Below are 23,390 nucleotides of genomic sequence, written 5' to 3' on the forward strand. Positions count from 1 at the left end.
GGAGGGACGCAGCGTCAGTTCGCGACGGCGCCGATTTCACGATCCCAGCGCTCGAGCAGCGCCTTGCGCTTTTCCGGGTCGCCATAGGTCTTGAAGTCGTAGTCGATCAGCTTGATGTCCTCGAACCGCGGCGCTTCCTTGGGGATTTCGGCGGTCTTGTTGGACGGGAGCTGGAAGGACTTGGCATCCTTCATGCGGGACTGGACTTCCGGCTTCAACGACCAGTCGTACCAGATCTTGGCGTTCTCCATGTTGCGAGCGCCCTTGACGATCGACATGGAGCCGATCTCGTAGCCGGTTCCCTCGCAAGGCGCGATCGACTTGACGGGGAAGCCTTCGGCGATCTGCGCGACGGCGTCATGCATGAAGACGATGCCGAGGCCGGTCTCGCCGCGGGCTGCCGCCTTGACCGGTGCCGAGCCGGACTTGGTATACTGCGAGATGTTGGCGTTAAGCGCCTTCAGATACTCGAAAGCCTTGTCTTCGCCCATGATCTGCACCAGCGAGGCAAGCGCCGTATAGGCGGTGCCCGAGGAATTCGGGTTGGCGATCTGGAGCTCACCCTTCAGTTCCGGCGCCAGCAGATCAGCCCAGCACTTGGGTTCCTTGTAGCCCTTCTGCTTGAAGATGTCGGTGTTGTAGCCCCAGCCGAGCGCACCGGCATAGACGCCGACCGTCTTGAAGCCCGAGCTTTCGGCCTGGCTCTTCGCCCAATCCTGCAGCTGGTCGAGCATCGGGGACTTGTACTCCTCCGTCAGGCCTTCGGATGCGGCCTGAAGATGCGGGTCGCCGGTGCCCGCCCACCAGAGGTCAGTTTTCGGATTGCGGGCTTCGGCGCGGATCTTGGCATAGGCCTCGCCCGAGGACATGCGCACCATGTTGACCTTGATGTCGTGGTCCTTCTCGAAATCCCCCTTCATCTGCTCGCAGATGACGACATCCGCCGCGCAGATGAGGTTCAGGTCGCCGGCGGCGAGCGCCGAGCCGGCAGCAAGGCTCGTCGTGGCGAGAAAAAGGGTGGAAAGCACTGTCAGTCGCATGGGTATCCTCCTGTTGCTTGCGTCTGATGGAAGTCGTGGAATTTGGACAAGCCTTCGGCGGCAGCGTCCCTGGGGCGCTGTGCCAGGCGAGGTCCGGTCGTGAAAAATCAGTTCGTCGGATTGATCTCGCTGTCGAAGCGGCTCAAGAGCCGACTTCGCTGTTCGGGGGAACCGAAGGTGGCGAAATCATAATCGACCATCTTGATCATCGAGATGTCGGGCGCGGCCGGCGGCAGCATGGCCTTCGCATTCGACGGCACCTGGTTTTGGCCGGCCGCAGCGCCGGTCGCCTGCCCTTCCGGGCTCAATGCGAAATCGACGAAACGGCGGGCATCCTCCAGATTGCGGCTGCCCTTGACGATGCTGACCGCACCGATTTCGTAGCCGGTCCCCTCGCAAGGCGCGACGATCACGAGGGGCGCACCGGCCTGCTTCTGCGTCACCGCGTCATGCATGAAGGAGATGCCGATGGTGATCTCTCCCCGTCCAGCCGCCTTGACCGGCTCGGCACCGGCCTTTGTGTATTCGGTGATGTTTTGACCAAGCGCACGCATATAGGCAAAGGCCTCGTCCTCGCCGAGCAATTGCACCAGCGTCACGAGCGTGGTGAACGCCGTCCCTGAGGAATGCGGATTGCCGGAGAGGATATGGCCGCGATAGATCGGCTTGGCGAGATCCTTCCAGCAATTCGGCGCGGGCAGACCTGCCGATGCCAGCAGATCCTCGTTATACGCAAAACCGAGCGCACCGGCATAAAGGCCGGCGGACTTGCCGCTGGAGAGCGAGAAGAAATTGCGTGCCCAGGGCAGAAGGTCCGCTTCCTGCTTCGGGCGATACGGCTCGAGCAATCCTTCATAAGCTGCCTGCAAATGCGTGACACCGGTGCCGCCCAACCAGACATCGAAGGTCGGCGCCCTACGTTCGGCGCGAACGCGATCCAGAATTTCGCCGGTGCTCAAGCGGGGCATGTTGACGGCAAGACCCGTCTTCGCCTCGTAGGTCTGCTCCATCACCGCACACCAGACTTCGTCGACGCCGCACAGAACGTTCAGCGGTTCGGCAGCCTGGCAGGTCATGGCCGTGGCGAGGGTCGCAAGAACCCCGGCACCGATGGCGGTCAATAACGTCAAGTCATCCTCCCTTGGAACCTCCCCGTTCCAATGAGACCAGCATCGCCGGATCCTCTCATGCTTTCAATCGGAGAATGGTTACCGATTTTTCAACAGGCACCTCTCCAGCCGTTTCAGAGATTTCAAATATTACAATTGTGACAGTGTTCGATAATCACCAAGCCTTTGGCGTTTTCACCCGGTGGGACTATGCTGGGCCTGGGAGGACTACACCGTGCTGAATCAGAGCGTGAAAATTCTGATCGTCGAGGACGATCCGGATATGGCGGAGCTTATCTGCGACCTTGTCGAGGCCGAGGGGTGGACACCCGTGACGGCTCCGTCTGCCGAGGCGGCCCAGACCTTGCTGCAGCGTGAAACCGTTCAGCTTGTCCTCGTCGATCACAACCTGCCCGGTCTTTCGGGCCGCGCCTTTGCCCAGCGACTGCGCGCCCAGACCGATGTCGGCATCGTCATGGTGACGGCCGCAGGAAGCGCCACGGACCGGGTGCTTGGCCTCGAAACCGCCGCCGACGACTATGTGGTCAAGCCGTTCGAACCCAATGAATTGACCGCGCGGATCAAGGCGGTGCTCCGCCGCACGCATCCGCAACTGCGGCACGAACGGGAGGTTGAGCGGGAGCAGTCCCCAACGGAGCTCAGGCTTGGCGAGTGGTCGATCGATCTGGGCCAACGGCGCGCCCGCTGTCTTGCCGATCCGACACGGACGCTTACCACGGCGGAATTCGCCCTGCTGGAGATCCTCGCCGAAACGCCGAACATCCCGGTGAGCCGATCGCAGATCCTTGATCGGATGGGCGCCGAGACCGAGCGCTTCGTCGATCGCAACGTCGATGTCCTGGTTCTGCGCCTGAGGCGCAAGATCGAGCGTAACCCCGACCTGCCACGGCATATCCAGACCCGCCGCGGCAAGGGCTATGTACTGCATACGGACGAGGCCGGGTCTTCACCTTGATCAACCGGGCCTTCCTCTCCTCCATCGCCTTTCGATTGCCCTTTGCGATCACCTTCATCTGCGTCTCGGTCCTCATCCTTTCGGCTGTGGCAATCTATGGCCTTCAGAGGGCGCGTAACGAGATGTCGGCCTACAGCGTGCAGGCCTTCTCCAGCCTGGCCAAGGCCTCGCTTGTCTCCCGCCAGGTGTCTGACCTCGTCTCGAGTGCACCGTTTCTGATGAATGCGACCTCGCCCTATCGGGTCTCCAGCGAAAGCCGTGCAGTGGTGGCGCAGGTCGAAGCGCTGCTCAACACCATGTCTCCCGACCAGCCGGGGCCATCCCTACAGGGCAACGGTGCGCGGCGGATCATCGACCTTCTTGAAAGCATCGAGGTCCAGACACTGGCGCTCGCCGCCAATGCCGATGCGGCGCAGGACCACAAGGCCGAGGCGGCGGTGGCGCTTGGAGAGATCGCGACAGCCCAGGTCATCCAGGATCAGGATCTGCGGCAGCGTCTGAACGGCATCGCCCAATCGGCGTCGACGTCGGACAGCCTCTTCCAGCTTGGCGAGTTGCAACGACGCTTCGTTGCCGAAACCTCCGCCAGGATGATCGTACCGGGGCCAGACCTTAGGGTGTCAGCGGAGCAGCTGGAACCCTATCGACGGATCTTCGAGGCGCAGACGCGCTACCTGCTTGAAATGTTCACGATCCGCGCGTCCGTTTCGCGCCTGCATACCATCTCGCGCGATCTTTCGCATGCGACCGAGACCCAGAGCGAACTGGTCGCCGGCGCCCTGAACAAGAACCTCGAGGCGACGTCGAAGGCGCTGCGCCAATTGCTCGGCATGATCGTGCTTGCCTCCTTCGCCGTCGTCATCCTGGCCATCCTCTCGATCCGCTCGGTCATGCGCGTGTCGCACGGGATCGGCGACCTCTCGCGGGGCATGAATGCGCTGGCCCGCGGCGAGGAAAATGTCGGCCCGCCCGTCTATGCCGGGACGGAGACTGAGCTGATCCGGTTGCTGGATGCCTTCCGCGCCTTCAAGGAAAGCGTCGATCGCGTATCCCGTCTTCGCCGGACGGCGGAAGCGGCTGCGCGCACGATCCGCTCGACCTTCCGGACCATGAACGAGGGGATTGCCCTCTTCGATTCCAAGGGCCGGCCGATCACGATGAACCGCCGCATCATCGAACTGATGCGGCAGACGGGCTCCTCCCGCAAGATGCCGCTCAGGCGCTTTGTCGGGACCGTGCCGGAGATCGATCCGCTGCTGATGCCGACGGAGGGCGACGGCGGCTCGCTCGTCGAGCGCCGTGTTCTCCGGCATCGCTTCGTCGACGATCAGGTGGTCGAGATCTCCGCCTCGCGGCAACCCGATGGCGGCGTGGTGCTGCTGGCCCGCGACGTCACCGCCATGGACCGACAGGAGGTGGAGGCGGCCCGTGCCCAGCGTCTGGATGTGGTGATGCGCATGACCCATCAGGTAAGCCACGAGGTCGGCAACATGATCGGCATCATCACGGGCAGTCTCGGGCTTCTCGAGCGCGAACCGGACTTCACCGAACGGCAGAAGCGCCATCTCGGGCGCATCCGCAAGGCGGCCGAGCGTGGCCGGGCGCTGGCCTCCAGCATGCTGTCGGTCGGCAGCCAGCAGCAGATCCGTCCGGCCTCGATCGATGTCGCGACCATCCTGCATGGCATGTCGGACGTCCTGGAAATGGCGATCGGCTCCCGCAACCGGCTGGAGCTGGGATTGGCCACAGATCTGCCGACCGTCAATCTCGATCCCGCCCTCTTGGAGCAATCCGTTCTCAACCTCTGCCTCAACGCTTCCGCCGCCATGCCGGAGGGCGGGACGATCCGTGTCGAGGCGCGAAGGGCTAGTCAGGATCTGGTGATCGCCGTCATCGACGAAGGGGTCGGGATGTCGCCCGAAGTCCTCGACCAGGCGATGGAGCCCTATTTCACCACCCGCTCGAAAACCGGCGGCTCCGGGCTTGGGCTCGCCATGGTCTACGGCTTCGTCCGCCAGTCAGGCGGTGAGGTGAAGATTGCATCGCGCCTGGGCGACGGCACTCGCGTGGAGCTTTCCTTCCCATTCGTCGAGGTGGGATGGAACGCCAGCGCAAACTGAACACGAGCGGAGCCGAGCGATCCGTCGAATGGCAGTTCCTGTCGCCATCGCCCGCTGAGGATCAACCGCTACCGGGCAGGTCTCAAGAGCCATCCACCGGGACAGAGGGGTTGCCCTCGGTGCGATCGCGATGGAGGGCGGCGCGGGCGAGGAGAATGAGGGTAATCGGGGTCGTCAGGGTGACGAATATGCCGATGAGAACTTCGTGCAAGATCGCTCGGGAGCCGACAATCGAGAAGTAGAGGATCGAGGCCAGCATGATGGCCCCCACACCCCAGCTTGTGCCGAGCGTCGGTGCGTGAATGCGTTCGTAGAACGTCGGCAGGCGCAGAAGTCCGATGGCACCGAGCAGCGTCAGCCCGGAGCCGAGCAGCAGAAACGTGGAAACGGCGATGACCACCCAGAGCGGAAGATCGGCGACAGGCATGGTCATTCGATCACCTCCCCGCGCATCAGGAATTTGGCCAGCGCCACGGTTGCCACGAAACCCAGGAGGCCGATCACCAAGGCCGCCTCGAAATAGACGGTTCTGCCACTGCCAATTCCGAAAGTGACAAGCATCAGCATTGCGATCACATAAGCCGCATCAAGGGCAAGGATACGGTCCTGCGCGCGCGGACCGATAAAGATGCGCACGACCGCGATCATCAGGGCGAGCCCTAGCAGCACCTTGGCAATCGAGACGGCGGTGAAAAGAATGATGGCACTCATTCGATGATCTCCAGCAACAGGCGTTCGTAGCGATGCTTGATGTTTTCTACCCATTGTTCCTCGTCGACCAGATCGAGGACGTGGATCAGAACGGTCTTGCGGCGGGCGTCATAGGCAAGCCAGGCCGAACCCGGCGTACTTGTCAGGATGACGGCCATGATGGCGAGCGCTGTCGGATGCTCGATCTCCAGCGGAATCGTGATGAAGGCTGAAGTGTGTTTCTGGCGCTTGCCACTGATCATCAATGCGGCGACCGCAATATTCGAGCGGATGATATCGACGAAGACCAACACAAGGAGCTTGGGCAGCAGATACCATTTCTTCAGCTTCGGCTTGTCGGGCCTCAGGGAAGCCATGGCCCAGCCGCCAAAAGTCGCAACGACCGATCCAAGGACCAGATGGCCAAGCGTGAAATCGTTGAGCAGCAGCCACATGGCGAGCAAGGAGAGGCTGAGCAGCGGATAGGGGATCATGGTTCGCCTGCCCCCTCTTCCACGGTGACCGGACCTTGATCGGCGACAACGTCAGCATTGCGGACCGCGTCGATATAGGCGGATGGATCGGCAAGGCTTCTGATCGTCGTATCCATATAGGTCATGGCAGGGCCTGCCTCGATCGTCAGAACCAGCGTCAGCAAGAGCAGGATCATCACCGGCACCAGTTCGACGACGAGGACCCGCGGAACCGCCCCCTCTATCGAGCCCCAGAATGTCCGGATCCCGGCGCGCGTCATCGAAATCAGGGCCGCAAGGCCGGAGAGGATGACAAGCACGATCAGAACCCACACGGCTGCATCGGGGGTTGTGCCGATCGAGCCGGTGCCCATCATGGCAGACAGCATGGCGAATTTGGAAATGAACCCGGAAAGCGGCGGAAGCCCGGATAGCAGAATGCCGCAAGCGGCAAAGCAGATGCCGAGGATCGCCATCGTGCCCGGCATGGCCGTGCCATTGCCGTCCTCGATATCGGCTTCCTCCCCGTCTCCATAGGCTTCCATGGTGACGGCAAGCACGTTGGCGCCAGCATCCTGTCCCCGTTCCACAAGCTCGATCAGCATGAAGAAGGCACTGATGGTCAAGGTGGAGCTGACCAGATAGAGCAGTGCGCCTGAGGACACGACACCGTCATTGATGCCAAGCACCATCAGAAGCGTGCCGGATGACACGAGAACAGAATATCCGGCAAGTCGCCCAAGCGCCTGGGACGCCAGGACGCCGATGGTGCCGAAGACGAGTGTCGCCGCCCCGCCGATCAGAAGCACTTCCGCACCGAAGCCTGCTGACGGACCATCGCCGAAGAGGAGCATGGTCAGGCGCAGGATGACATAGATGCCGACTTTGCTGAGGATCGCGAACATGCCGGCCACCGGCGCGGATGCAGCGCTATAGGCGGTCGGCAGCCAGAAGCAGAGGGGCCACATGCCGACCTTGATTAGGAACGCCACGCCAAGCACGGCGGCCCCCGCCTCCATCAGGATCAGCCGATCCGGCTCCATCTCGGGCATGCGCATGGCAAGGTCGGCCATGTTGAGCGTTCCCGCGGTGCCATAGACGAGGCTCACCCCGATGAGGAAGAAGAGCGCCGCCACAAGATTGATGGCGATGTAGTGCAGCCCTGCCTTGACGCGCAGCGTTCCCGTGCCGTGCAGCAGCAAGCCATAGGAGGCGGCGAGCATGACTTCGAAAAAGACGAAGAGATTGAACAGGTCACCCGTCAACAGCGCACCGTTGACACCGGCCAGCAGGAGCTGGAACAGGCTGTGGAAATGCGCGCCGACGGCGTGCCATTTGGCAAGCGAGAACACCAGCGCGGCCAGCGCCAGGATGGATGTCAGCAACAGCATCATGGCCGAAAGGCCGTCGACGACGAGCACGATGCCGAATGGTGCCGACCAATTGCCGAGCAGGTAGACATTCTCGAAGGCGTTCGGGCCGCTTTCGATCGCAAACAGCATGGCGGCGTTTGCCAACAGTATGACGACAGCAACAAGGCTCACGAGTGCCTTTATCGTTCTGCTGCGCTCGTCAATGAACAACAGAAGGGCTGCCGTTGCCATCGGCAGGAGAATGGGGGTGATGATGAGATGATGGCTCCAGTCAAGCACGACTACTCGTTCCTCCCGTCAACATGGTCGTTGCCGGTCAGGCCGCGAGCGGCGAGAAGCACGACGAGGAAGAGAGCGGTGGTGGCAAAGCCGATGACGATGGCCGTGAGCACCAGTGCTTGCGGAACGGGATCGGTAAGGGTGGTCGACACCACCCCGTCTTCCAGGATCGGCGGCATGTTGCTTTTGACGCCGCCCACGCCAAAGATGAACAGGTTGACGGCATAGGAGAGCAGCGACAATCCAATGATGACCTGAAACGTCCGAGGCCGCAGAATGAGCCAGACCCCGCAGGTGGTCATCAGACCGATGGCGAGCGACAGGATGATTTCCATCAGCGCTTCTCCCCCTTGGCGTCGAGTGCCCTCAGGCGGTTGATGCGGATGGACTGGTGCGCAAGGGCGACCAGGATCAGGACCGTGGCGCCGACCACCAGCATGAAGACACCGAGATCGAAAAGAAGCGCGGAGGCAGCCGGCACTTTTCCGATCAGGGGGATCTCCAGATAGCGGAAATGCGTTGTCAGGAAGGGATAGCCGAGAAGCCAGGCAGCGATGCCCGTGACCGCAGCCGTCAATATTCCCGCTCCCATCCATCTCAGGGGCAGGATGCGGATCCGGTCCTCGGCCCAGCGCGTGCCGCCCGCCAGATATTGCAGGAGGAAGGCGATGGACAGGGTAAGACCGGCCGAGAAGCCGCCGCCGGGCATATCGTGCCCGCGGATGAAGAGATAGACGGCAAGCGTGATAATGACCGGGAAGAGCCATGTCATGATCACCGATGGGACGAGCAGATAATCGCGCATCATGTCGCCCGGTGAACGCTCCGGCTGATCGGCATCGAAGCGGTTCTGTGTCAGCTGCTGCTCTGGCAGTTCCATGCTGTCTTCGGCCGGACGGAAGCGGCGCAGCAGGCCATAGACCGTGAGCCCGACGATGCCGAGAACGGCGATTTCGCCAAAGGTATCGAAGGCTCGGAAGTCGACAAGGATCACGTTGACGACATTGCGACCGCCACCCTCCGTATAGGCATTCTGCAGGAAGTAGCTTGCGATGGCATCGGGCACCGGCATTGTCATGACCGTGAAGGCGACAACCGACATGCCGAGACCGCAGGTGATTGCGAGCGCCAGATCGCGGAAGCGCCGGAAGCGGCTGCGCAGGGTCATGACATCGCCGAGATCGGGAGAACGCTTCGGCAGCCAGCGCAGACCGAGCAGGATCAGAACCGTTGTCACGATCTCGACCAGGAGCTGGGTGATCGCAAGATCCGGCGCTGACAGCCAGACAAAGGTCATGCAGACAATGAGTCCTACCCCGCCGAGCATGATGAGCGCGGCCAGACGGTGATACTTGGCGGCAACGGCGGCCCCGATGGCCAGTGCCATGCCGACGATCCACAAAAGTCCGAAGGACGGATCGATCGCCGAGAAAACAATCGGCCTTCGCTCGAAGCCGGAGAGATAGAGCGGCAGGCTTGCCGCGATGAAGCCCATGGCAACAATCCATCTGAGCTGCGGCTGAAGTTTGCGCGTGCCGAGCCGGCTTTCGGCAATACGCGCCCAGCGCCAGGAAACGGCAACCAGAACGCGCTCGAACAGGCGCTGCCCGCGCAGGCGCCGCAGATAGGGCGGCCCATCCTCGCAGCGCGAGAGATAGTCGCGCATCGCCATGTAGAGCAGGAAACCGCCGACCAGCGCGACAAGGCTCATCACGAGCGGGAGATTGATGCCATGCCAGATGCTGAGACTGTATTGCGGCGTACGGGCTCCGAGCACGCTCTCGACGGCTGTCTGCAGAAATGGCCCGATCGTCATCGCGGGAATAATGCCGACCACGAGGCAGACGACCACCAGCACTTCAATCGGCACCCGCATCCAGCGCGGCGGCTCATGCAGTGTTTCCTTGGGCAGACCAACCGGCGGCGGCCCGAAGAAGACCGTGTGAATGAAGCGCAGCGAATAGACGACGCTGAAAAGGCCCGCGAGCGTCGCCACATAAGGCAGGATCACGTCGAGATAGGAATTGGCATGCGTCTCGACCGCTTCTGCAAAGAACATCTCCTTGGAGAGAAAACCGTTCAGCAGCGGCACCCCAGCCATGGCGGCACTTGCGACCATGGCAAGCGTCGCCGTTGCCGGCATGAAGCGATAGAGGCCGCTCAGGCGCTGCATGTCGCGCGTGCCCGTCTCATGATCGATGATGCCGGCCGCCATGAAAAGCGAGGCCTTGAAGGTCGCGTGATTGAGCATGTGAAAGATCGCCGCCACCGTCGACAGGGGACTGCCGAGACTGAGAAGCGTGACGATCAACCCGAGATGGCTGATCGTCGAATAGGCGAGCAGGCCCTTGAGGTCGCGCTGGAACATCGCGAGGAAGGCGCCGAGCAGCAGGGTCGAGACGCCGGCAAGGCCGACCAGGATGAACCACTCGTAGGTGCCGGAAAGGACCGGCCAGAAGCGCACGAGCAGGAAGACGCCGGCCTTCACCATGGTGGCGGAATGCAGGAAGGCCGAGACGGGCGTTGGCGCCGCCATCGCATTCGGCAGCCAGAAATGGAATGGGAACTGGGCGCTTTTGGTCAGCGCACCGAGCAGGATGAAGATCAGCGTCGGCAGATAGAGCGGATGCTCGCGCACGATCTGGCCCGAAGCCAGGATCTTGTCGAGGTCATAGCTGCCAACGATCTTGCCCAGCAGGAGCATACCGATCAGCAGACAGAAACCGCCGATGCCGGTAATCGTCAGCGCCATGCGCGCGCCATCGCGGGCCGCAGCATTCGTGTGCCAGTAGCTGATCAGCAGGAAGGAAAAGATGCTGGTCAGTTCCCAGAAGATCGACAGCAGGATGACATTGCCGGACACGATAATGCCGAGCATCGCCCCCATGAAGGCGAGCAGGAACGAGAAGAAGCGCGGAATGGGGTCGTCCTTGCCCATGTAGTAGCGGGCATAGAGGATGACGAGGAGGCCGATCGACGTGACGAGCATGGAAAAGATCCATGCGAAGCCGTCCAGCCGCAGGGCAAAATCGAGCCCGAACTGCGGCAGCCACTCTGCCGTGAACCGCAACACACCACCATGGGTGACGAAAGGATAGGCAGACGCGGTGACAATGAGCGCCAGCAGCGTCGAGGCGCCAGCCACGAGAACTGGCAAATCGCGCGATGTCGTGTTGAGAATAAAGGCCGAGACAAGGCTACCCACAAAGGGGAGCACCAGCATCAGCAGCAAGAGCATCGAAGCGTCCAGCGTTATCCCAAAATCCGGTCCCCCTTCACCACATTAACCGAGAACCATGTCTCGAACCTAGAAATACCAGATTCTCACCCTAAATGGGTGATATCACCCTATGTAGGCAGGTTTGAGCATGGATCAACCCCAATCTGACCCCGTTTTTTCCCCGGCGCTCTGCCGAGCGGCGCGCGGATATCTCGCCTGGACACAGGAAGACCTGGCGACCCACTCGCAGGTTTCCCGCAGTACGATCCGCGACTTCGAAGGCCAGCGGCACGGCATGCATCGCTCGACGGAAGCGCAATTGAAGCTTGCTTTTGAAAAGGCCGGACTGCGATTCACCAATGCGCAAGGTTGTCCCGGCCTTTGCTTCATGTCGAGCGTAGATTGACCTGAGGCGGACCTGTTTCAGGCAGGCCCGCCTCAGAATTTCAGGCAGCCTGCTGCTCGGCTACGACCTCTCCTAGGCGCGCCTTTCGCCGGCTCCGCCAGTCTCCGAGGAAGAGCAGGATCGGCGCTGCGATAAAGACCGACGACGATGCGGCGATGAAAATGCCGAACACCATGGGTACGGCAAAGCTTTCGACCGCGCTGCCGCCCCAGATCGCCATAGGCAGCATGGCGAGGAACGCCGTCGCCGACGTATAGAGGCTTCGGGCCAGCGTCTCGTTGATCGAGAGGTTGATCAGATCGCGGAACGGCATCGATTTGTAGAGACGCATGTTTTCGCGCATCCGGTCATAGACCACGACCTTGTCATTGACCGAGTAGCCGACCAGGGTGAGCAAGGCGGCAATCGCGGTCAGGTTGAAGTCCAATCCGGTCAACGCAAAGAAGCCGATCGTTTTCGTCACGTCGAGGATCAGGGTGGCAATCGCGCCGACGGCAAAGGGCCAGTCGAACCGCACCCAGATGTAAGCGAGCATGGCGAGCGATGCGAGGATGACCGACGTCAGACCTGCTGTCGCCAGTTCACCACTGACCTTGGGGCCAACCACTTCCGTGCGTTCGATCTTGGCCGAGGGATCGATCGTCTGGATTGTCTGGCGGACCTTGGTCACCGCATCCGTCTGGGCCTGCTCTCCACCCGGCTGCCGCTCAAGCCGCAGCATGACGTGATTGCTGTCCCCAAACTCCTGCAAGGCAACTTCGCCGAGATTGAGGCCCTCAATGCCGGAGCGGAGACCAGCAAGATCGGCAGGTCCGCCCGTCGACAGTTCGAGCTGGATACCGCCCTTGAAATCGACGCCGTAGTTGAGGCCGGGTGTGATGAACAGAATGATCGACGAGATCGACAGGAAGGCAGAAACGCCGATGCCGAAGAGCCTTGCCTTCATGAAGTCGATCTTGGTGCCGTCCTTGATCAACCGGAAAGGCAGCAAAGGCTTGATTGCGATCGTCTTCAGCTTGTAGCGACGGGCAATCGCGACCATCGCGACACGCACGACCGAGACCGCCGTGAACATGGAGATCGCGATGCCGAGGCCCATGGTCACGGCGAAGCCGCGCACCGGGCCGGAGCCGAACCAGAAGAGCAGCACGGTTGCAATGAGGGCCGTGACGTTGCTGTCGATGATCGTCGAATAGGCCTTGGCAAAGCCGTGGTCGATAGCCGCAAAGGCCCCTCGCCCCTTGCCGACCTCCTCGCGAATGCGCTCGTTGATGAGGACATTCGCGTCGACCGCAAGGCCGATGCCGAGCACGATGCCGGCGATGCCGGGCAAGGTGAGCGTTGCGCCGACAATCGTCAGGCCGGCAAACGTCAGAATGACGTTCAATGTCAGCGCCAGGACGGCAAGCAGGCCCCAGGCGCCATAGAGCGCGACGATGAAGGCCACGACAAGACCGAAGCCGGCAAGTCCCGAGACGATACCCATTTCGATCGCATCCCCACCAAGATCGGCACCGACGGTGCGCTCTTCGATGACGGTCAGCTTGGCCGGCAAGGCGCCCGCCCTCAGAAGTGCGGCAAGCGTGTTGGCGTCCTCGACCGAGAAGCCGCCGGATATCTGTCCTGCCCCGCCGGTGATCGGCTCGCGGATGACGGGCGCGCTCAGCACCTTGTCGTCAAGCACGATGGCAAACGGACTGCCGACATTTTCACGCGTGATACGGGCAAAGCGGTCCGAACCCACGCCGTCGAAGCGGAAGGAAACCACCGGCTCGCCACCTTGCTGATCGAACTGCACACGCGCATCGATCAGCCGGTCACCGGCAAGCAGCACCGTCGTCTGTACCGGGTAGGGTCGGCCATCGTCGTCTTCCATTGTCTTGACGCCCGCGGCGCCGGTCTCGCCAAGGAGATGAAAGCTCATCTTCGCGGTCGTGCCGAGCAATGCGCGCAGCCGCGATGGATCCTGCTCGCCCGGCAACTGGACCAGAACACGATCGGCACCGACACGCTGGATGGTCGGCTCGGCGACACCGACCTGGTCGACGCGCTGGCGAATGACTTCGAGGCTCTGTTCGACGGCATGGCTCATCCGCGCAGTAATGCCCTGATCGGTCGGAGCCATACGCAATGTATTTGCGCCGGTTGTCGTGATGGTCAGTTCCGGCGTACCTGCTCCGGCCAGAGTGACGGTCGGATTGTTGAGAACGGCCAGCGCTTGCGTGGCGGCAGGCACCTGTGTCGGATCGGCGAGCGTGATGACAACGGCGTCCCCGTCGCGACGGATGCTGCGGCTCTGGATCCGCCCCTCGACAAGCGTCGAGCGCGCCTCCTGGGTGAGGCTTTGAAGCCATTCGTCCACCAGTGCTGCGCGATCCACCTCAAGGACAAGATGAGAGCCACCACGCAGATCGAGACCAAGCGCCACGCGTTGATGCGGCACCCAGGATGGCAGACGTGACAGTGTTGTGTCGGGCAGCACATTCGGCAACGCGATGAGCAGACCGAGAACGATGACGAGCATATAGCCCATCACCTTCGAGAGTGAGTTTTTCATTATTGATCCAGCAAGTTGCGACCGCAGCTCCGGCGAGCGGCGGCGCAGACGGGTCGAGCCATCGGAGCGATGGCGGCGAAACTGTCAGGCGATGTGCTGGATCATCGGGGGTGCGCGCGACCAATAAGGGAGCGGCAGAGGCTCGGAGCTGCGGTCCTTGCCAAAGCTCTGCAGGAGATCGCCGTGGCGACATATCCGCAAGGTCTCGATTTCGGAGGAGATGCAACCATCCCCGGACCCCGAATGGCTGAGCTTGGGGCGCGAGGATTGCTCGGAGGCTGTGAGGAAACGCGTGTCACCGACTGCCCTGACCGCCAGTTGCCCGCTGTCCGAACGCGACATGGCGCCGAGGTTCGACAAACCCGGATTGTAACGGCCAGACGCATCCGCGCCCAAAATCAGAAGCAAGGACGCAAAGAGGCTTGCGATGGCGGCCAGGACGTGCCGGCGCTGTCGCGGTATATCTTGCCTCAAATCTCTTTCGTCCATGAGCATCCTTCCGGGGGAGGATGTGGCACATCGGCAAGCTTTTTTCTACCCGGCAATCGCGCAAAGCCGCGAATTGCAGTGTTTCAAAGCCATTTCATGGAGCCGAAGTGTAAGCGGCAGCGCTGGCGATCGCTGCCGCTTAGCCAATGGAGCCCCGGTCAACCGGGGGCGAAGAGCTTATTTTGCCGCTGATGTCTTGCCCTGTTTGATCGAGGGCTCTCGTCCCCAGACCCTGAGCTTGCCCAATGAAGATAGGAACGCATCCATGCCATCCTTCCCGGACAAGGCAATCACGCCCTCATCAAGCGCTTCTGCAATCCCAGCCTTTTCCAGGAGCGGCATGGCGGACTGGTCGTAACCGATGAACTTGCAGTGCTGGAAGGCATCGGCAACAAAATCGCGCGCGGTGGCCTCCTTGACCAGATCGTCCATCGCGTCCGCAGAGGTCAGCAGCGCGACCGCATCGAAGAGAACGGATGGCCCGCCATCGATCATGTGATGGACCTCAATCCAGCTTCCATCCGATGCCTTGACGCCCCCGACCTTCGGCGCGATCAGCTCGAAAACCGCCTTGTCTTTCTTAATCGCCGCAATCAGGGCCTTGAGGTGCTTTGCGTCGACACCATCGGTGACCAGGATGCCAAGCTTGCGCCCTTCAAACCGTTGCGGGCCCTGCTCAACGATGCTGAGCGAGGGGGCGGGCTCCAGATCCTGCCGCGTTGGCATGGCCGCATCGGCGGGCTTCGGCATGGACTGGAAGCCGAGCTTCTCCGCGACGGTCTTGGCCAGTGTCTCATCAATGTTGAGGAGATGGGCGACCATCCGCTCGCGAATAACAGGCGTTTCGACCTTGCTGAGCTCGAAGGTCAGGGCAGCCGCTATATGCCGCTGCTCGGGCGGCGTCTGGCTGAGATAGAACTGCCGCGCCTGGCTGTAATGATCGGCAAAACTTTCCGGCCGCAGACGCGCCTTGGTGCCCTCCTCCTCTGCCGGGTAGTGGCGGAAGCCCCGCGTTGGCGATTCCCGAGGTCCTTCACCAAAGGAGTTCGGCTGGTAGTTGGCCCGGCCGACGGGATTGCGCATCGCCATGTGGCCGTCCTGCTGGAAGGTCGCAAAGGGACATCTTGGCGCGTTGATCGGCAAGTGGGTGAAGTTCGGGCCACCCAGACGCTTCAGCTGCGTATCGAGATAGGAGAAGTTGCGGCCTTGCAGCAGCGGGTCATTGCTGAAGTCGATACCCGGCGGCACATTCTGCGTCATGAAGGCCACCTGCTCGGTCTCGGCGAAGAAATTGTCGGGCATTCGGTCAAGTACCAGCCGGCCGATCGCAACCGGTGCCAGGATTTCCTCTGGAATGATCTTTGTCGGGTCAAGCACATCGAAATCGAAGCTGTCGGCGAATTCCTGATCGAACAGCTGAACCTGCAGCTCCCATTCCGGGAAATTGCCGGACTGGATGGATTGCCAGAGATCGCGGCGATGGAAATCCGGGTCGGCGCCGTTGATCTTGACGGCCTCATTCCAGGCCACAGATTGCAGACCCAGCTTCGGCTTCCAGTGGAATTTGACGAAGGTGGACTCATCCTTTGCATTGACGAAACGGAATGTGTGAACGCCAAAACCTTCCATGAAGCGGAAGGAGCGCGGGATGGTGCGGTCCGACATGATCCACATGACCATGTTCATGCTTTCAGGCGTCAGGCTGATGAAATCCCAGAAGGTGTCATGAGCGGTCTGCGCCTGCGGGAAGGCCCGATCCGGCTCCTGCTTTGCGGCATGGATCAGATCGGGAAACTTGATGGCATCCTGGATGAAGAAAACAGGGATATTGTTGCCGACGAGATCCCAGTTGCCTTCCTTTGTATAGAGTTTGACGGCGAAACCGCGAACGTCACGCGCAAGGTCGGCCGAGCCCTTGTTGCCGGCAACCGTCGAAAAGCGCACGAAGGCTTCCGTCTTTTCACCTGCCCGCTGGAAGAGATCGGCCTTGGTATAGTCGGCCAGGGATTCATAGGTTTCGAAATAACCATGTGCGCCATAGCCGCGGGCATGGACCACGCGTTCGGGGATGCGCTCGTGGTCGAAGTGAAACATCTTCTCGCGGAAATGGAAGTCATCCACAACGAGCGGACCGCGCGGCCCGACGCGCAGAGAATTCTGATCGTCGGACACCGGGCCACCTTGTGCCGTCGTCAAGAGCGGTGCGTCGTCGTCAGCGATCTGATGCAGCTCGCCACCTTCGCCGCGCTGCATCGTCTGGTCGTGGATCTTCACGGTAGTCGTTTTCGGCCGCGCGGGGCCGCGGGTTGATGTCTTGGCCATCGGAAACTCCTGAGGGATGTGGTCTGAATGGAGACTGGAAAAGCAAAAGACCGCCACGAAGGGCGGTCTTGCGGTGATCACAGGCAGATCAGCTTGCCTTCTTCATGCTCTTGCTGTTGGCGGATGCCTCGCCGAGAGCGGTCAGTTTCTGATCGGTAGCAATCTCTTCCTGGAGATTGGCGTCCAGCAGCGGGATCGCCTCCTTGAGGCCAAGCTGCTTGGCCCAGGCCTTCAGCGTGCCGTAACGGGCGATTTCATAATGCTCGACGGCTTGGGCCGACGAAATCAGACCGGCGTCGAGTGCCGCCGTGCCCTTGTACTCTTCCATGATCTCTTCGCCTTCGGCGATGATGCCCTGGATCGCTTCACAGGTCTTGCCGCGAGCGGACTTGCCAAGGATGTCAAACACCTGTTCGAGGCGCTCGATCTGGCCCTGGGTTTCCTCGCGATGCTGGAGGAAGCCGGCTTTCCCTTCTTCCGACTGCACCGCGCGGGCCATCTTCGGCAGGGCCTTCAGAATCTGCTTTTCTGCAAAATAGATGTCCTTGAGTGTATCAAGGAACAGGTCTGACAATGTCTTTTCGGTTGCCATCGGGCTCTCCTCCAGATCGTGTGAATTTCCATTCCCACAACCTTTCAGTGCCTCAATGGTTCCGGAGGGACTGCAATGTTGAATTGCCCCTCAGACCCCCATCCCTCGATCCAACTTCGCGGACATGGTCGTCTTGACTACCCCTGGCCGTCCTGCACGGGAATGAGCTGCACGCTTCCATGTTTGACGGCGCGTTCTGCCGTGATGTGATCGGCAAAGTGCTGCACCTCATTCATCGACCCCTTGAGGATGCCGACCTCAAGGCAGTTTTCCGCGTCGAGATGCACATGTAGGCTTGCGATCGTCAGGTCGTGGTGATGGTGGAAGGTGTTGGTCAGCCGGCGCGCGAGATCGCGCGCGGCATGATCGTAGACGTAGCTCAGCACACCGACGCAGGGCTCATCGCCCTTTGAATTCCGGGTGGCTTCCTTCAATCCCGTTCTCACGAGATCGCGGATTGCCTCCGACCGGTTCTGATCTCCACGCGCCGCAATGAGCGTATCGAGCTCCTGCATCAGGTCATCGTCAAGGGTGATCGTCACACGCTGCATCTTGCACTCCCTGTATGATGTTTTTGCGTAGACATCATACTTTTCCAGGTTTATGGTCTGGTCATTTCGAGGGTCATTCAAGACCCTTTCTTTCGATATAGGTTAAGTTTCATGACCAAGGCAATTGATCGGATCGCCGTGTTCGCTCTCGCCGTCACGGCGCTTTTGTCCGGCACGGCGTTGAGCCATGCCAAGTCGCAGCTGGTGCTGGCGATCGGCGGGGAGCCGGAAGGCGGCTATGATCCGCTGTTGGGCTGGGGACGTTATGGCCACCCCCTCTTCCAGTCGACGCTGCTCACCCGCGACGCCGACCTCAAGACAGCACCTGATCTGGCAACCGAATGGTCGCTCTCCGATGACCGGCTGACATGGACCATTGCGATCAGGCCGGACGCCAAGTTCTCTGACGGATCGCCACTCACAGCCGATGATGTCGCCTTCACCTTCAACCAGGCTGCAAAGGCCGGCGGTGCCGTCGACATGACGGCGCTTGATACGGCAAGCGTCATCGATGCTCAAACCGTCGAGATCCGGCTGAAGAAGCCCTGGATCACCTTCACCGAAAATTTCTATGCACTGGGGATCGTACCCTCCGACAGCTACGGCGAGGGGTATGCCCGCAATCCTGTGGGATCCGGCCCGTACAAGCTCGTCTCCTGGAGCGAAGGCCAGCAGCTGATCGTCGAGAAGAACCCCAACTATTACGGAAAGACGGGTCCGTTCGAGCGGATCACCTTCCTCTTTACCGAGGAGGATACGAGCCTTGCCGCCGCCCAGGCCGGACAGGTGGATATGGTTTCCGTACCGGCAACGGCGGCAGATGCGACGCCGGAAGGGTTCAAGCAGATTGTCGTCCCTTCGGTCGACAACCGCGGCATCGTTTTTCCGATTCCGAAAGCAGAAGGCAAGGTGAGCGGCGAGGGTAAAGTGATCGGCAATGATGTCACCGCCGATCCTGCCATTCGGCGCGCCGTCAATCTCGGCATCGACCGCAAACAGCTGGTCGAGGTAGCGCTTCTCGGCCATGGCAAGCCCGCGTCGGGTCCGGCAGACGGCTTGCCCTGGTCCAATCCGGAAGCCGGTCTTGCCTTTGATCCGGCCGAAGCTGGAAAGGTACTGGACGCTGCCGGCTGGACGCTCGGGACCGATGGTATCCGCGCGAAAGAAGGTGTGAAGGCCGCCTTCCTGATCAATTATCCTGCGGCGGATTCCACCCGTCGGGCGCTTGCCGAAACGGTGTCAGAACAGCTGAAGGCGCTTGGCATCAAAGCCACGGCCACCGGCAAGAGCTGGGACGAGATCGGCCGTATCATGCATTCCGAACCTGTGGTGTTCGGCTGGGGCAGCCATTCGCCGGTTGAGGTCTACAACCTTTATCAGTCGGGTCTTGCTGGCGTGGAATTCTACAATGCCGGCTTCTATGCAAACCCGACCGTCGACCAGCATCTTGCCGCAGCACAAAATGCGCAAAGCCTGGAAGCCTCCTTCGCCGACTGGCAAAAGGCCGATTGGGACGGCTCGACAGGTTTCGGCGTCAGGGGCGATGCAGCCTGGGCCTGGCTCGTCAATCTCGATCATATCTACTATGTCAGTGAATGCCTCGATATCGGCGCAACCCAGATCGAGCCGCATGGCCATGGTTGGCCAATTACCGCCATGATGCAGAGCTGGACGTGGACGTGTGAATAAGTCGAGCCGACAGGGCTGGGTGGGCTTGGTCGCCGCAAAGGCGATCAGGCTCGTGCTCGTCCTCCTGACCGTTGCGATCGTGGCCTTTGCGCTGACGAAGAATTCTCCGGTTGATCCGATCAATGCCTATCTCGGGGCCGACATCGCCCGTGTGGGACCGGAACAGCGGGCACTGATTGCCGAGAAATGGGGGTTCGACCAGCCCGCCATCACGCAATTCTGGCGCTGGGGGCAAAACCTCCTCGCCGGCGATCTCGGATATTCGATGACGTACAACGCGCCAGTCGCGGATGTCCTCGTTGCTCGCTTCTACGCCTCTCTGCCCCTGATGACGCTCGCCTGGCTTTTCTCCGGCATCCTCGGCTTCACGCTTGGGGTGGTTGCCGGTGCTTTTGCCGGTTCCTGGGCGGACAGGGCGATCAGGCTCTACGCCTATGTGCTCGCCTCGACGCCCACCTTCTGGCTGGCGATCATGCTGCTCGTCGTTTTTGCGGTCGGCCTCAATTGGGCGCCCGTCTGCTGCGCCGCGCCGATTGGCGTCTTGCCTGAAGACGTGACCTTGCTGGATCGCGCCAGACACCTTGCCCTGCCGCTCTCCGCGCTCAGTGTGCTCGGGATTGCGCAGATCGCGCTCCACACGCGTGCCAAGATGATCGAAATCATGCAATCCGATTATGCGCTCTATGCCAGGGCGCAAGGCGCTTCGCGCATGGACATTGCCTTGCGCCATGGCGCACGCAATGCAGCGCTTCCGGCGGTCACCGTACTCTTTGCCTCGCTTGGCGAGCTGTTCGGTGGCTCGGTTCTCGCCGAGCAGGTGTTTTCCTATCCGGGGCTTGGCAAGGCGACGGTGGAAGCCGGCATTAGGGGCGACGTGCCCCTGCTGCTTGCCATCACGCTGGCGCTGACCTTCGTCGTCTTTCTCGGCAATTCGATTGCCGATCTCCTCTACCGGCTCGTTGACCCGCGCATGGCATCGGGAGTGCGCATCGCATGAGTGCCATCCTCGATCTCCCGCCATCCGCCCCCGATCGCGCCCCGGATGGACACAGGATACGCACGCTTGCGATTGCGACCATCGCGGCGCTTGGCCTTACGGCAGTTCTGATCTCCACGCATGTCTACGGGCAATACGGGATCGATGCCGATTTTTCGACACGGCTGCTCGGCCCCTCGCTTGCTCACCCTGCAGGAACAGATCAACTCGGACGCGACATGTTCGCCCGGACCCTGCATGGCCTGGCTCTCAGCTTCTGGGTCGGCCTGATTGCGGCCTGCGGTTCCGTCGTCATCGCCATGCTGCTTGCGCTTGCCGCGACCACGGGCGGACGGCTTGCCGATGAAGCTGTGTCCTTTCTGATCGATGCCGCGATGGGGCTGCCGCATTTCGTGCTGCTGATCCTGATCTCCTTCGGCCTTGGCGGCGGCACGACGGCGGTGATCATAGCCGTTGCCGTCACCCACTGGCCGCGGCTCACCCGCATTCTGAGGGCCGAACTGCTGCAACTGCGCCAGGCCGAGTTCGTTCACGCGTCGCGGCACTTCGACAAGTCCTGGTTCTATATCGGGCGGCACCACTTTCTGCCGCATCTGGTGCCGCAACTGCTTGTCGGCCTCGTGCTTCTCTTTCCCCATGCCATTCTGCATGAGGCGGGCCTGACCTTCATCGGCTTCGGGCTAGAACCCTCCAAACCGGCCATCGGCGTGCTGCTGTCCGATTCCATGCGCTACCTCGCCGCTGGCAAATGGTGGCTCGGCCTGTTTCCGGGGCTGGCGCTATTGCTCGTGGTGCTGAGTTTCGATGCGATCGGCAATGGGCTGCGGCTGCTGACCGACCCCAGGCAGGAGCAGACGTGATGCTGGCACTTGAAAACGTCTCCATCGGATTTCTCCGCTATGACGGCCTGGTTCACCGTTGCGAAGTCCCCGCGCTCGACGGCATAGACCTGACGGTGGATCGTGGCGAGGTCCTCGCTTTGGTTGGCGCCTCGGGTGCCGGGAAGAGCCTTCTCGCACATGCCCTGTTCGGCATTCTGCCCGAAAATGCGGTGGTGCGGGGAGATGTCTCCCTCGACGGACAACCTGTTGCCGCGGCTCAGGGCGGGAAGCGATGCAGCCCTCGTATGGCGCTGGTTCCGCAATCGCTCAGCCATCTCGACCCGCTTGCGCGTTGCGGCAAACAATTGCAATGGGCGGCCAAACGCGGTGGCAAGGCGAAGACCGCCACTGAACTTGTCGACACCCTCGAGAGCTTCGGCCTCGGTGCCGAGGTCATGCGGCTTTATCCGCATCAGGTCTCGGGCGGCATGGCGCGCCGCCTTCTTCTGGCGATCGCCACCATCAGCGAGCCGGATCTGATTGTCGCGGACGAGCCCACGAGTGGCCTTGATCCCGACGCCGCAAATACCGTGCTTTGCCATCTTCGACGCCTCGCCGATCACGGCAAGGCCGTCCTGATGATTACCCATGATCTCGTTACCGCCGTTTCGCATGCGGACCGCGTCGCGATCCTGGCGGGCGGCCGGCTGCTCGGGATCGAGCCGGCCAATGCGTTTTCCGGTGAGGGCAGAAGGCTGAGCATGCCCTATGCGAGGGCGCTCTGGCTCGCCATGCCGGACAATCACTTCACAGCCACTCCGCTTGAGCGAGAGGCCATGCATGCTTGAACTCAGACGCCTGGACTTTGGCTTCGCCAAGGCGAGACCGATCCTCGACGGCGTGTCGCTTGCGCTTGGACAGGGCGAGATCCTCGGACTTTCCGGTCCTTCCGGCACTGGCAAATCCACGCTCGGACGCATCGTCGCCGGCTATCTGAAGCCGCAAAAGGGTGAGGTTCTGCTTGATGGGACGGCGCCTTCTGCAGGCCATCGCGGGATCCAATACATCCACCAGTCCTCGATCTTTGCCGTCAATCCGCGCTGGCGGCTCGGCCGCATCATTGCGGAAGCCTGGCAGCCGGATGATCTGACACTCGATGCCATCGGGGTGTCGCGAAGCTGGTTTGATCGCTACCCGCACGAAATCTCGGGTGGAGAGCTACAACGGGTTGTCCTGGTGCGCGCACTCGGGCCGGAGACCCGTTTCCTTGTCGCGGACGAAGTGTCCGCCATGCTCGACCCGATCACGCAGGTCGAGATCTGGTCGTTCCTGACGGAGCGCAGCAGGCAGGGTCTCGGTATCCTGGCCATCAGCCACGATGCAGCCTTGCTGAAGCGGGTGAGCTCACGGCAGCTTGTGCTGGCGAAGGGACAACTGCGGCCTGTTGAGGGCTGAGCAGCCGCTGTCGCGACTTCGGCATCATCAAGCGACGATCCGCTTCCGACCCGGACAAGCACCGCAAATGCCATTCGAGGGATTGACAGCAACCAATCTTGTAATGTTATTACGTTTAGAAATTTCGTAACGTTATAACAAACGTCTCGGAAGCCCGTTTACTCCTGCCGTGCAGCGTCATCAGGTTCTCAACGCGACACTGCACGGCACCCAAGATTGAGCATGAAGGAA

At 61.4% G+C, this 23,390-nt stretch carries 21 protein-coding genes; 8 read left to right on the forward strand and 13 right to left on the reverse strand.

Translation table 11 applies throughout. The annotated features are described in order from the left end of the window. Window positions 1-14: 14 nt before the first annotated feature. Together FAA97_RS12160 and FAA97_RS12165 are read right to left on the reverse strand one after the other, a co-directional pair. A complete protein-coding gene (locus FAA97_RS12160) occupies window positions 15-1,040 on the reverse strand; it encodes an ABC transporter substrate-binding protein (protein ID WP_136598787.1) in 1,026 nt (341 codons plus the stop codon). Window positions 1,041-1,147: 107 nt separating this feature from the next. Continuing rightward, window positions 1,148-2,116, reverse strand: coding sequence for an ABC transporter substrate-binding protein (locus FAA97_RS12165; RefSeq protein ID WP_168800990.1), 969 nt, complete (start codon window positions 2,114-2,116; stop codon window positions 1,148-1,150). Window positions 2,117-2,384: 268 nt separating this feature from the next. Here FAA97_RS12165 and FAA97_RS12170 point away from each other — a divergent pair, with 268 nt between their 5' ends. After that, entirely contained in the window at window positions 2,385-3,125 is a 741-nt protein-coding gene (locus FAA97_RS12170; protein ID WP_136598788.1) for a response regulator transcription factor, read from the forward strand. Beyond that, window positions 3,122-5,245, forward strand: coding sequence for a sensor histidine kinase (locus tag FAA97_RS12175; RefSeq protein ID WP_136598789.1), 2,124 nt, complete (start codon window positions 3,122-3,124; stop codon window positions 5,243-5,245). Before FAA97_RS12170 ends, FAA97_RS12175 begins: the two co-directional genes overlap by 4 nt. Before the next feature lie 82 nt (window positions 5,246-5,327). Here FAA97_RS12175 and mnhG read toward each other — a convergent pair whose 3' ends face one another. The 6 genes from mnhG to FAA97_RS12205 are packed head-to-tail and all read right to left on the reverse strand — an operon-like array spanning window position 5,328 to window position 11,316. Next, the gene (mnhG, locus tag FAA97_RS12180) at window positions 5,328-5,678 is read right to left on the reverse strand and encodes a monovalent cation/H(+) antiporter subunit G (protein WP_136598790.1); all 351 of its coding nucleotides are present in this window, start codon (window positions 5,676-5,678) and stop codon (window positions 5,328-5,330) included. Continuing rightward, window positions 5,675-5,956, reverse strand: a complete 282-nt coding sequence (locus FAA97_RS12185) for a K+/H+ antiporter subunit F (RefSeq protein ID WP_136598791.1) — start codon at window positions 5,954-5,956, stop codon at window positions 5,675-5,677. The genes mnhG and FAA97_RS12185 overlap by 4 nt, the downstream gene beginning before the upstream one ends. Then, window positions 5,953-6,429: a Na+/H+ antiporter subunit E gene (locus FAA97_RS12190; RefSeq protein ID WP_136598792.1), complete on the reverse strand. Its 477-nt coding sequence runs from the start codon at window positions 6,427-6,429 to the stop codon at window positions 5,953-5,955. Before FAA97_RS12190 ends, FAA97_RS12185 begins: the two co-directional genes overlap by 4 nt. Then, entirely contained in the window at window positions 6,426-8,060 is a 1,635-nt protein-coding gene (locus FAA97_RS12195; RefSeq protein ID WP_136598793.1) for a monovalent cation/H+ antiporter subunit D, read from the reverse strand. Before FAA97_RS12195 ends, FAA97_RS12190 begins: the two co-directional genes overlap by 4 nt. 2 nt (window positions 8,061-8,062) lie before the next feature. Beyond that, window positions 8,063-8,395: a Na+/H+ antiporter subunit C gene (locus tag FAA97_RS12200; RefSeq protein ID WP_136598794.1), complete on the reverse strand. Its 333-nt coding sequence runs from the start codon at window positions 8,393-8,395 to the stop codon at window positions 8,063-8,065. Then, entirely contained in the window at window positions 8,395-11,316 is a 2,922-nt protein-coding gene (locus FAA97_RS12205; protein ID WP_342774469.1) for a monovalent cation/H+ antiporter subunit A, read from the reverse strand. The genes FAA97_RS12200 and FAA97_RS12205 overlap by 1 nt, the downstream gene beginning before the upstream one ends. A 112-nt stretch (window positions 11,317-11,428) precedes the next feature. On the opposite strand from FAA97_RS12205, the gene FAA97_RS12210 reads away from it, so the two are divergent. Then, window positions 11,429-11,686, forward strand: coding sequence for a helix-turn-helix domain-containing protein (locus FAA97_RS12210; RefSeq protein ID WP_136598796.1), 258 nt, complete (start codon window positions 11,429-11,431; stop codon window positions 11,684-11,686). 40 nt (window positions 11,687-11,726) lie between these two features. Here the strand turns inward: FAA97_RS12210 and secD are convergent, their stop codons facing one another. From secD to nikR, 5 genes are all read right to left on the reverse strand, one after another. Further along, complete coding sequence (gene secD / locus FAA97_RS12215; protein ID WP_136598797.1) at window positions 11,727-14,243, reverse strand: protein translocase subunit SecD; 2,517 nt, start codon at window positions 14,241-14,243, stop codon at window positions 11,727-11,729. 84 nt (window positions 14,244-14,327) lie between these two features. Continuing rightward, on the reverse strand, window positions 14,328-14,732 hold the full coding sequence (locus tag FAA97_RS12220) for a hypothetical protein (protein ID WP_136598798.1): 405 nt from the start codon (window positions 14,730-14,732) through the stop codon (window positions 14,328-14,330). A gap of 177 nt (window positions 14,733-14,909) precedes the next feature. Beyond that, a complete protein-coding gene (katE, locus tag FAA97_RS12225; protein ID WP_136598799.1) occupies window positions 14,910-17,054 on the reverse strand; it encodes a catalase in 2,145 nt (714 codons plus the stop codon). Between the two features lie 88 nt (window positions 17,055-17,142). After that, entirely contained in the window at window positions 17,143-17,646 is a 504-nt protein-coding gene (locus FAA97_RS12230) for a YciE/YciF ferroxidase family protein (RefSeq protein ID WP_136598800.1), read from the reverse strand. Window positions 17,647-17,783: 137 nt separating this feature from the next. Further along, on the reverse strand, window positions 17,784-18,197 hold the full coding sequence (nikR, locus tag FAA97_RS12235; RefSeq protein WP_136598801.1) for a nickel-responsive transcriptional regulator NikR: 414 nt from the start codon (window positions 18,195-18,197) through the stop codon (window positions 17,784-17,786). Window positions 18,198-18,308: 111 nt separating this feature from the next. Here nikR and FAA97_RS12240 point away from each other — a divergent pair, with 111 nt between their 5' ends. The 5 genes from FAA97_RS12240 to FAA97_RS12260 are packed head-to-tail and all read left to right on the forward strand — an operon-like array spanning window position 18,309 to window position 23,159. Beyond that, complete coding sequence (locus tag FAA97_RS12240) at window positions 18,309-19,886, forward strand: ABC transporter substrate-binding protein (protein WP_136598802.1); 1,578 nt, start codon at window positions 18,309-18,311, stop codon at window positions 19,884-19,886. After that, the gene (locus FAA97_RS12245) at window positions 19,879-20,883 is read left to right on the forward strand and encodes an ABC transporter permease (protein WP_246041425.1); all 1,005 of its coding nucleotides are present in this window, start codon (window positions 19,879-19,881) and stop codon (window positions 20,881-20,883) included. The genes FAA97_RS12240 and FAA97_RS12245 overlap by 8 nt, the downstream gene beginning before the upstream one ends. After that, the gene (locus FAA97_RS12250) at window positions 20,880-21,743 is read left to right on the forward strand and encodes an ABC transporter permease (protein WP_136598803.1); all 864 of its coding nucleotides are present in this window, start codon (window positions 20,880-20,882) and stop codon (window positions 21,741-21,743) included. Before FAA97_RS12245 ends, FAA97_RS12250 begins: the two co-directional genes overlap by 4 nt. After that, window positions 21,743-22,552 (forward strand): ATP-binding cassette domain-containing protein, encoded by an 810-nt coding sequence (locus FAA97_RS12255; protein ID WP_136598804.1) that lies wholly within the window; start codon window positions 21,743-21,745, stop codon window positions 22,550-22,552. Before FAA97_RS12250 ends, FAA97_RS12255 begins: the two co-directional genes overlap by 1 nt. After that, window positions 22,545-23,159, forward strand: coding sequence for an ABC transporter ATP-binding protein (locus FAA97_RS12260; protein WP_136598805.1), 615 nt, complete (start codon window positions 22,545-22,547; stop codon window positions 23,157-23,159). Before FAA97_RS12255 ends, FAA97_RS12260 begins: the two co-directional genes overlap by 8 nt. The last annotated feature ends 231 nt before the right edge of the window (window positions 23,160-23,390 follow it).

The sequence above is a fragment of the Peteryoungia ipomoeae genome (assembly GCF_004912165.1).
GTDB classification, from domain to species: Bacteria; Pseudomonadota; Alphaproteobacteria; order Rhizobiales; family Rhizobiaceae; genus Allorhizobium; species Allorhizobium ipomoeae.